This window comes from Nostoc sp. CHAB 5836 (assembly GCF_020829445.1).
Taxonomy (GTDB): Bacteria; Cyanobacteriota; Cyanobacteriia; order Cyanobacteriales; family Nostocaceae; genus Nostoc.
This window is the reverse complement of sequence record NZ_JAIVFV010000342.1, coordinates 1-3,118: the sequence shown is the minus strand read 5'-3', so window position 1 is coordinate 3,118 and position 3,118 is coordinate 1. Positions and strand designations below refer to the sequence as shown.

The window sequence follows — 3,118 nt, the reverse complement described above, 5'->3', positions numbered from 1 at the left end:
GAATGACGGAACATATGGTGACTTTTTGTGTAAACTAATATAGTTTATGTAAATAAAATTACTTACCACTTAGATTTGATTTTTAGCGTAGGCGTAGCCCGCCGCAGGCATCGCACCTTTTTTTGCCAGGAGCGCGATGTTCCCATACCAATAGAACTTTACCAATACCTTTTGGCTAATCGACAACATGCTCCCAACAAAACCGAGCCGCTTTTCACAAGCCAAAAAACGGGTGAACCCATTTGCGATCGCCACATCCGCCGCATCATCAAATCCATTGCCGAAGTAGCAGGGTTAAGTCGCATCCCCTCCCCACACTGGTTGCGGCACAGCCACGCCACCCACGCTGCTAAAAACACGCCTATTCACATCATCACCAAAACGCTGGGACACTCGTCAGGGAAAATCACGATAGACAACTATCTACACGTGGGTGAAGATGAAGCTAGCTCTCTTAATCTCAAACGATATCGCTGAGACTTTGAGACATGCCCCGATTAGAAATTAGCGGCGATCGCCACGTAGCCCATCGCGCCACTACCCCAGAAATGTGAACGCTTGCGTCACCTGAGCGGATGATACAGTTCGTCAAGAGCATTCCATTCCCAACCCACGCTCATTGGATCGCGGTTACGTGACCAACTCAAAAATTCTTTGGCGCTCTTGTTTTCTCTTTCAGCAATCAGGCTTTGGGGGCTAACACCGAGTCTTGGGGCAAGACTTTCGTTTGTCCTGGGTTGTAATTCAACTTGTGTTTGTTGGTACGGGTGCACTTGTCTTCGCGGCTTGTTGTTGCCCAATCTCCCAGAGGCGATCGCCCGTTCGATTAGCTCCAGCTTTTTGGTGATAGCTTCAAGTTTTGTTTCCACCAAGGAGCCTTGATCGGCAAGATGGGATTCCAGTTTCTCCAGCTTTTTCTCTAGCTGTTTGACTGATTTACTGCCTGCTGTTACATCGATATCATTATTGATATCAAATTTTATTAGTAATTCCTCTAAGGCTTGCAGCAAGGGAATTGTATGCCCTTGCCTGTGTAGTTTTGATAGTCGCCGAACCACCTTAATTAGTGGAACGGGCACACGAATCATCTCGCTTGGTGGGGACTTTTGGTCAGGCATTTGATATCATTTTTGATATCGACATATTGATTGTAAAAGGTTTGGCGCAAAGCTATAATTTACTGAGTATTAATTGTGTCCAGATTTTCAAGATTGTTACATTTAGACACAATCTGCTGTAGAGGAATAAAAAAGTTCAACAATAAATAATAAAGTCCAACAATTTCTATTAGATGCTTTACCCCGCTCCAGGCATCCGTCCATAAATCGCTTGCTTGCCTGTACGCCGCGCACACGCTACGTTATTACTAGAGCGATCGCTTCCAGCAGGCGGTTACGCCATCGCACTTGCTATTTAGACTTGGCGTGTTGACCTTCAAAGGTAGCGTTGACGCACTTCCCCTCGCTGTCCGTATACTCATTACTCCCTAGTGCCGATACATAAGCGCACTATCCGAAAGAGATTGGCTTGGTAGTTATTGGAGACATTTCAGATGATGCTGTGCTAGCTGGTTGGCATCAAGCTATTGATATACGCATTCACATTTACTCTTTTATCTACCAGTCAAATAGCAGTCACAAGCTTTAATAATCAGTTGACAATTAGGAGCTTTAGGTGCAGCGAAAAATCGAGTTAAAAAGAGGTGTTGATAATACATCTGTTGAAGCCTATTTGGTAGATTTAGTCCAAAGACATGTTGATGATTATGTTAATGATTGGGTAGAAAGCTTAAGGTTATTTAGTCAAGAAGATAAATACTGGGACTGGATATTTAAATTAAGATATATTGCCAATCAAGAAAATCTTGAAGGTTACGCAATTGAGTGCGAAAACAAAACTCAAGGATTAATGATAATAGAAACGCAAATGCACGGTTCTCGGTTAAATATTGGTAAGAGGCTAGTTTATGTTGATGGTATTGCCACTGCCCCCACTAACCGAATCGAGATTCAACGCCCGCCTCAATTCAAAGGTGTTGGTCAAGCACTATTAAATTTCGCAAGAATTAGAAGTGTTGAGCTTGGGTATGAAGGTAGAATTGGGTTGCATTCCTTACCAAGGTCTGAAGGATTTTATGAAAAACAAAATATGTTGAACTGCGGTTCGGAAGAAGAATATGAAAATTTAGTCTACTTTGAGTATGGTGTATTGAGACCAAGATAAGGGCTGATCGGGTAAAAATTTATGAATCATCAACAGCAAAAGGATAATTCTGAGGCAAACGAGTCAATAACAACCCAAGAAGCTATAGATTTACTTTTTGGTGAAGGATGGCTCGAAGAGGCTGTTTGCATCGAAGATGAAGCAAATTGCACGATTGGCGCTGGTTTGGATTGGGGTAATGCATTACCACCTTTAATGCTCAACCTTCCTTTATTTGGTCGCCTATCAACGCTGCGTGTATCTCTCAACCGCGAAGTCAGGCTAATAATTGAAACATGGGATTTAGGTATAGGTACAACTTCTGCGACAGAAACTGCAAGAACACGTATTAAAGAGCGGTTGCTATCTCCTACGCCTGAGTTAATACCTCACTTGGAAGCTACTTTGTTGCAAGATGATTTATACGGTGAGGAGTTTATATCTAACCGCGAAGCTCTCAAATCGCTACTTGCAGTAGTTCTTACTGATGCTGATAGAGAAGAAATTGCAGAGAAGGCTGCTAATTCAATACGCACACAAGTTATGTCACAGGTGAATTTTTCCGGAAAACTTTCTGCGTAAATATAATAACAATAATATCGCGTCAAATTCAAGCAAATTCATCAAAGGGGCGACCGCAGGAGCAGAGGTTACTCTACATCGCTCTTAGCCACATCCATGAGAACTAAATCTATCTGGTATAATAACTCTCATTAAGTATATTAATAAGGTAAAATAGAAATATTCTCTTTATAACAATACCTTCGCCAATTTACGAGAGTGGGTTGGTGACGCTTGCACCATTAACTCGCTGTTCTCTGAGGTTTGGCAAAAACAATAAGTCCTAAAAATTCCTTTAAGGTTTACCACAAGGTTTTTTTTAACGTATTGCTCGCAGTATAAAGGTTCTGACAGT

General features: G+C 42.0%; 4 protein-coding genes. 3 read left to right on the top strand and 1 reads right to left on the bottom strand.

Annotated features, from left to right (window positions below; genetic code table 11):
* The first annotated feature begins 75 nt into the window (after positions 1-75).
* The gene (locus LC605_RS32105; protein WP_267868734.1) at positions 76-477 is read left to right on the top strand and encodes a tyrosine-type recombinase/integrase; all 402 of its coding nucleotides are present in this window, start codon (positions 76-78) and stop codon (positions 475-477) included.
* A gap of 86 nt (positions 478-563) precedes the next feature.
* Here LC605_RS32105 and LC605_RS32100 read toward each other — a convergent pair whose 3' ends face one another.
* Complete coding sequence (locus tag LC605_RS32100) at positions 564-1,118, bottom strand: hypothetical protein (protein WP_229551414.1); 555 nt, start codon at positions 1,116-1,118, stop codon at positions 564-566.
* Positions 1,119-1,674: 556 nt separating this feature from the next.
* Here LC605_RS32100 and LC605_RS32095 point away from each other — a divergent pair.
* Positions 1,675-2,223: a GNAT family N-acetyltransferase gene (locus LC605_RS32095; RefSeq protein ID WP_229551413.1), complete on the top strand. Its 549-nt coding sequence runs from the start codon at positions 1,675-1,677 to the stop codon at positions 2,221-2,223.
* Between the two features lie 21 nt (positions 2,224-2,244).
* Positions 2,245-2,784: a hypothetical protein gene (locus tag LC605_RS32090; protein WP_229551412.1), complete on the top strand. Its 540-nt coding sequence runs from the start codon at positions 2,245-2,247 to the stop codon at positions 2,782-2,784.
* The last annotated feature ends 334 nt before the right edge of the window (positions 2,785-3,118 follow it).